This is a genomic window from Flavobacteriales bacterium, assembly GCA_013214975.1.
Lineage (GTDB): Bacteria > Bacteroidota > Bacteroidia > DT-38 > DT-38 > DT-38.
Genome location: JABSPR010000400.1, coordinates 1 through 6,140 on the forward strand (window position 1 = coordinate 1; position 6,140 = coordinate 6,140).

Here is a 6,140-nt window from a genome sequence, read left to right on the forward strand (position 1 = left end):
ATCAATAAGAAGAATGTGTTTACCTGCTAACGGCTCTTTATTAACTACTACAAAAACATCTTTCATATTAAGCCATCGGTAAAACTTAGACTTATTCGTTTGCGTTTCTCGTTCGGTGATTCTTTCAATACAATTAAAATTGTAGGGTCTATTCATGGAGGTTGCCAAACCCTTTACGATTTCTTCGCTTTGATTAAATCCTCTTAATCGCAATTTCTTTTTGTGTAGAGGAATTGGAATAATGAGATCAATGTTCTTGAAATTTTCAGATTCGTTTAATTGGAGGCCGAGTAAATTTCCAAGTGTTTGGCCCGTAAGTTTATTGGATTTATACTTTAAACTATGAATCATTTCTTGAACAATTCCTTTTTTATTATAATACAAGAATGCTGTGGAAGCTTCTACTTTTACTTTCCCCCAAAAGAGTTTGTTCACGTTATTCTCGGGGTCATCGTGAAAGTTAGTTTTGGGTAAATCTATTTTGCATTGTGTGCAGAATGCTCTTTCGTTTTGGAGTAATAAATTTTTACAGCCAGAACAGGTTGGTGGAAAGAATAAATCGAACAGGGTGGAAAGGAAATTGTTCATCATTTTTGAAAGGACTAATTTATTAATCTTTGCGAATAAAAATAGATTAAATTTGATCGAACCAACTATACATTTCAATTATGAAAAAAGCAATTTTTGTTTTATTCCTTCTGTTTTCTGCAGCAATAGTTTCACAAGCTGGAGAAGAGAATACTGTTGAAGTTAAAGACGAAATTGTTGAGGTGTCTTGTGGTCAATGCCAGTTCGGTTTGGAAGGATCGGGGTGTAGTTTAGCTGTAAAAGTAAATGGGACGGCCTATTACGCAGATGGCTCTAGCATGGACGATCATGGTGATGCACATGGTGTAGACGGGATGTGCTCAACTATTCGAAAAGCCAAAGTTACTGGTTCGGTTAAAAAGGATCGATTTCAAATAGCTGATATCGAATTGCTTGATACTGAGGAGTAAATCGGGATCTCTTTACTTGATAAACCCATTCACAGTCAAGTGTTCATAACCCTTATTCGTCTTCTTTAAACCTATATGCAAAGTGGATTAATTTCGCTTCGCGAGGGCACAACAAACAGTATAAAACAAAGGTATGTCAGAAAATCAAGAACCAGAAGAAGAGCAAAAAGGATCGGTACAACCAGAAATTCAAAGAGAAGAGATCTCTTCTAAGAAGGGATTAGACAAGTTTAAGATCATTTCGATTATTCTATTTCTAATCATCCTTGGTTTGTTGTTTAAGATGAACAGCCAAAGAGATGCTATCGTTGTTGAAATTCAGAAGCAAGAGAAAATAGATTACGAGCGTAAAATGCTTGAAGAAGAACTTTCTGCACTACTTGCAGAATATGAGGACATGACGACAAGTAATGATTCTTTAAATGCACAGTTGGTGGCGGAAAAAACCAAAATTGAAGAAATGCTTGTAGAATTAAAGCAAGGCAAAGATGATAAAGCATTAACGGCCAAATACAAAAAAGAAGCAGAGACATTGAGGGGAATCATGAAGGGCTACATTGTTGCGATAGACTCTCTGAACACGATGAATCAAAACTTGACGGCTCAAAATACATGGGTAAGAAAAGTGTTGGTAGAAGAGCGTGTTGTTAATGAGACTTTGGTGGAAGAAAAGGGTCAACTACAGCAAAAAGTTCAGTTGATGTCGTTGCTAAAAGCGTTTAATGCAAATGTTACACCTATCAAATTCCGATTTGGTAATGTAGAGTCTAAAACGAGTAGAGCAAGACGAGTAGATAAAATAGAAATCTGTTTTACACTTGCTGAAAATGAAATAGCGGATAAAGGTAAAAGAGATGTTTATGTTCGAATCTCCACCCCTTCAGGGAAGGTACTAGCAAAAGGAAGTAGCGAAGAGTACATGTTTAATTTTCCTGGAGGGAGAGGCTATTTTAGTATTAAGGAAGATTTGGACTATCAAGGAGAGGAGGTCGAAAAATGTATTTACTGGTATCGTCAACAAGAAGAAATGGTTGAATCGGGAGAGTACGTTGTTAGCTTATTTTCCGATGGTGGTGAAATAGGTAAAATGTCTTTTAATCTAGAGTAATCTAGAAGAAGGCCCTTATTTGCGCGCCTCCAGTGTGTACCACGTTGGCAGTTTCTGAATATCGTCCATCATAGTTGATGCTAAGTTGCATATTGTTTGCAAGCTTTTTCTGGAATGATATTCTCCACGTTATGTTATTTCCATTCTGCAGCCCTTCTAACATTTCATAAGAAATGGATGAAGTATTAGGATCATCAGACTTAGGGTCATAGTCTATTCGAATAAATTTGATTTCCGCCATAAGACTTCCTTTTGTTACAGAATTAAATTTTAGTTCAGCTCCGTATTCTTGAATTAAGGCCGTTTCTTGATTATTGATTAGGTTCTTCTTGTTCTGATAATTGAATAAAGCACTAACTCTATAGGTTGAGTTGGGTTGTAAACTTAATTTGGTCTTTACTTTTTCGTATTCAATTTGATAATTTCTTGAACTAAAAGCCTCGGAGGAATTGTTTTTTTCTCCTCTATCGTAAAGGTTTGTGAGACTAATTTTTTTATTAATGTTCCATCGAAAGTTAGCACCCATTAGCTTGTCTCTGCGCTCATCAAACCCATTTACCAGAATCATTTTATTTCGTGTTTCTAAAGTGTGAATATCGCCGCCAATTTTAGAATGGCCCTTGTTGAGAAATAAGATATTTCGTAAAGAGTAATTCTCAGTTATCAGATTTAGACTATCCGTTTTATTATAAAAAGGGTTGAAGGCGTTGAGAGTTAATTCGTTTTTTGTTTTTCGATCTATTCGAAATGTAGTCTGGGTAGACAGTTTAGATAGCACTTTCTTAATGCCCTTTTTGTTTTTCCAGATTATTGCCGGTTTTATATAGAGCGACTGATTAAATTGATTATTTGATGTCTTAACATATTGAGAGGTAGGGGTAAAGACTTTGATGAAATTTGCTTCGTTCATAATTTGTGCAACTTCAAATTCGTTCAATTCTTGAATGCCATCGTTGTCGTGGTCTTTCCATACATATGCTCCTTGGCCGATTGGTACTTCTAGATATTGAAACTCCTTTTTAACTTCTAAACCAGATCCTATCTCATAAAACGACCGAGTTGATATAGTTCCCTTGAATAATTTAAGAAGGTATTCTAACCGATTTACTAAATTTTTATCCGCTTGATGTCCATAAAAGTTGGCTGTAGAATCCATAATCCGAAGTCGTCTGTATTCGGTTGTACTTTTAATTATGCTGTTCTTGTTTTTCCGGATGTTCGTTGTTAGTCCTACACTTTCTCCTAAAGTTACATTTGAAAGAGAGTTACCTACAATGCCTTTATCTAGCCTGTGTTTATAGTTAAGCCTATATTTATTGGTTGCACTATCGGAGTTAGAAAGATATCCTTCTAAAGCGAGAAATTGATAACTGTCTCCGCTAACCAAACTGTCGGAACCTTTTTGCTTAAATAGGTTCTGTTCAAACTCTTCTTTCACCCCAATTGTAAACAGCTTGGTTGCTTTAGAAAAGTCTCCTTTTATTCTAGCAAAACTATTCGAACGAACCGATTTTGTTTCTAGATAACTCGCCTTCACTTTGGCTTTAAATCCATTCTTATTGAGATTAGATTTGACTTCGTTTTTGAAGATGCTATATTTCCCAGCTTCATTAAAGGAGTTGAAATTATATTGAATATTGCCTGTTTTCTTTTTTAACAGGTTGAATCCCACTTCAGTTAAATATTGCTTCTCCGTAAACGAGTTTTTCTGCAAATTCCAATCCCTTGTAAACTCTACAGATCGGAATCTTTCTATAGACGAATAATCTTCTTTAAGGCCTTCAAATGAAACGTGGGAAATTAGCCGCCAAGGATTACCAGTTGTGTCGTTAAATAGCTTGATATCGTTCACTATTTTGGCTCTAAACGCGTAGCCTACGTCGTTCTTTTTATCGTGTTCGGAAAATAGATTAATGTCGTTTTCAGATCGCGCTAAATTTAATATTGCCGTTGTGTTTTTTGTGATTTTGATCTCATTGTTTAACACAATCAACTGCTTTTTACTGGGTGCTGCTAGTATCGATTTTGGAGCATAATTTCCTTGTGGAATTCCTGAAATTGGTTCTAGCCATTTGAAAACTTTTCCATTTGCTGAAGTATTAGCTTGTATATAGTTTCCAAAACCTTGACCGACATTACTGAATTTTACTCGATAGGAGATAGAGTCTTCATTTGTGGTGTATACGAATATATCTTTGTGTCCTAATGAGTCCATCATTCGATATAGTACTTCATCGTTGCTAAATGGCACTGCCAACTCTGTGTTAATTATGGCATTTTGTAATGAATCACCCGCATTAAATAAGATCAGCTTTTGCTCATCGGTTAGATCTTGTTGAAGGGATTGATTTCGGTTGTCTTGTTCGGAATAGTACTTCAAGCCTATTTTAAATTTTTCTGTTTCGAATTCTGTGGAGGTGTTATACATCGATCGGACATAGTTACGATCCGAATATTGAAATTCTACCACGATCCTTTTGTCCTTCGTAATCATTCTTTTAGCAGTGAAGGTGATTTCGGCTGTGTTATAGTTAATCGTATAGTCGTGATCTTGACCTCTTTTCATTAACTCCCCATCTATAAATACCCTTTCTGTACCAGATAGCACGACTATAAATAACTCATTATTAGCACCGCTTAATTTATAAGGACCCTGTATGCCTTCTTGTCCTTGAGTTTGATAACGAGAAAATTTACCTTTTGAAATCGCCCCGGCAACTCTATTGTTTAAGGTTTGATCGGAATTATTATTTGAGCCTTTTGTTAAGTTTGAACTTGTCTCGAAAAGTCCTCCACGGGCTTTTTTTAGAAATCGGAGAAAATAATCGGATCGTTCATCTATCCGAAAATCGCCAACGGTTAATTTTGATTTAGCGTCGTATAACTGAACATATGCTTGATCAAACTCTTGAATTTGTGCTGTTGTTCCATCTGGTTGAATTGGGATATTCCTATCGGTGATAGCGGCTAGTATATTTACTCGCTCATTTAATTTTCCTGAGATTTGTAAATCTAAATTGGAACTAACCGAAAGGTCTTGGTTGTTTCCTATAGCTAGTCCTCTAGAAATACTGCCCGTTTTGGATAATCCAGATGAGAGGTATGGAGAGTTTTTAGTTGGATTATGTGTGTACATAAATGGGTTTATCATGCCTTTTTCTGATGGTTCGAGAACCCTCAGGTCTTTGTGAAATGTTTGTTTTTCCAATGCGATTGGAAACGTTCGGTATTGAATATTTACAGAGTCGTTTAGGTGGTGCCTAGTGAATTCTTTTGTGTGAATAATTTTTGCGGAACCGGGAAATTCGCGATAGTTTTTTTTTGGAATTAAGTTACCCGCCATATCAAATATATTAATGCTATTCGGCACAATGCTAAGTGAATCCAAAACGAGAGTATCCTTACCTATAACAGCTGAAATAGAATGCCAATTATTTAGGCTTTGCCCGTGCAGATTTAATTGAAATCCGATTAGTAAATAGAATAAAATGATGAATGCTAATCTCAATAAATAGGCTTGTTGGACAATATAATAGGTTCACATCAGATCCAATTATAATGGTCTAATTGGAGTAAAGCTAATTCAATCATGTACAAGGGATGAAAATAAATAAAAGAATGTAAAACTGAGATCAACTTTTTATCGAATTTCTGATATATAAATAATCACTATAAACGACGTTTTGTGGGTATCAATACATATATTTGTAGATTCTCACAACAAAATTGAAGTTATTCATGTTGAAAAGTCTCAAAATATTAGCATTATGCGCAGCACTATTTCTAGTTGCGTGTTCTTCTGGAGGAAAAAAAGGAACGAAAGGTACACAGGCTAAAGGCGGTGTATACTATGGTGGTGTATTTAGATATAACGAGATAGAAAACTATAAAAGTTTTTATCCATTGTTCTGTACGTTGGCTCCAGGATGGAGAATAGCAGATCAGATGTACGAAGGGTTAGTTGATTTAGATCAAACTACGCTGAAGATAAAAGCTGAACTAGCCGAAAGCTGGGAGTACAACGAAGAAACAAA

General features: G+C 35.6%; 5 protein-coding genes. 3 read left to right on the forward strand and 2 right to left on the reverse strand.

All coding sequences use genetic code 11. The features are described 5' to 3' along the window. On the reverse strand, positions 1-591 hold a 591-nt coding region (locus HRT72_12550; GenBank protein ID NQY68535.1), incomplete at its 3' end, for a ComF family protein. A 77-nt stretch (positions 592-668) separates the two neighbouring features. On the opposite strand from HRT72_12550, the gene HRT72_12555 reads away from it, so the two are divergent. Beyond that, the gene (locus tag HRT72_12555; GenBank protein ID NQY68536.1) at positions 669-998 is read left to right on the forward strand and encodes a hypothetical protein; all 330 of its coding nucleotides are present in this window, start codon (positions 669-671) and stop codon (positions 996-998) included. 133 nt (positions 999-1,131) lie between these two features. After that, complete coding sequence (locus HRT72_12560; protein ID NQY68537.1) at positions 1,132-2,106, forward strand: hypothetical protein; 975 nt, start codon at positions 1,132-1,134, stop codon at positions 2,104-2,106. Between the two features lies 1 nt (position 2,107). Here HRT72_12560 and HRT72_12565 read toward each other — a convergent pair whose 3' ends face one another. Then, complete coding sequence (locus tag HRT72_12565) at positions 2,108-5,614, reverse strand: hypothetical protein (protein ID NQY68538.1); 3,507 nt, start codon at positions 5,612-5,614, stop codon at positions 2,108-2,110. Positions 5,615-5,844: 230 nt separating this feature from the next. Between HRT72_12565 and HRT72_12570 the strand changes: the two genes are divergently transcribed. Beyond that, positions 5,845-6,140, forward strand: a 296-nt coding sequence (locus HRT72_12570) for an ABC transporter substrate-binding protein (GenBank protein ID NQY68539.1), incomplete at its 3' end; no start/stop codon positions are given.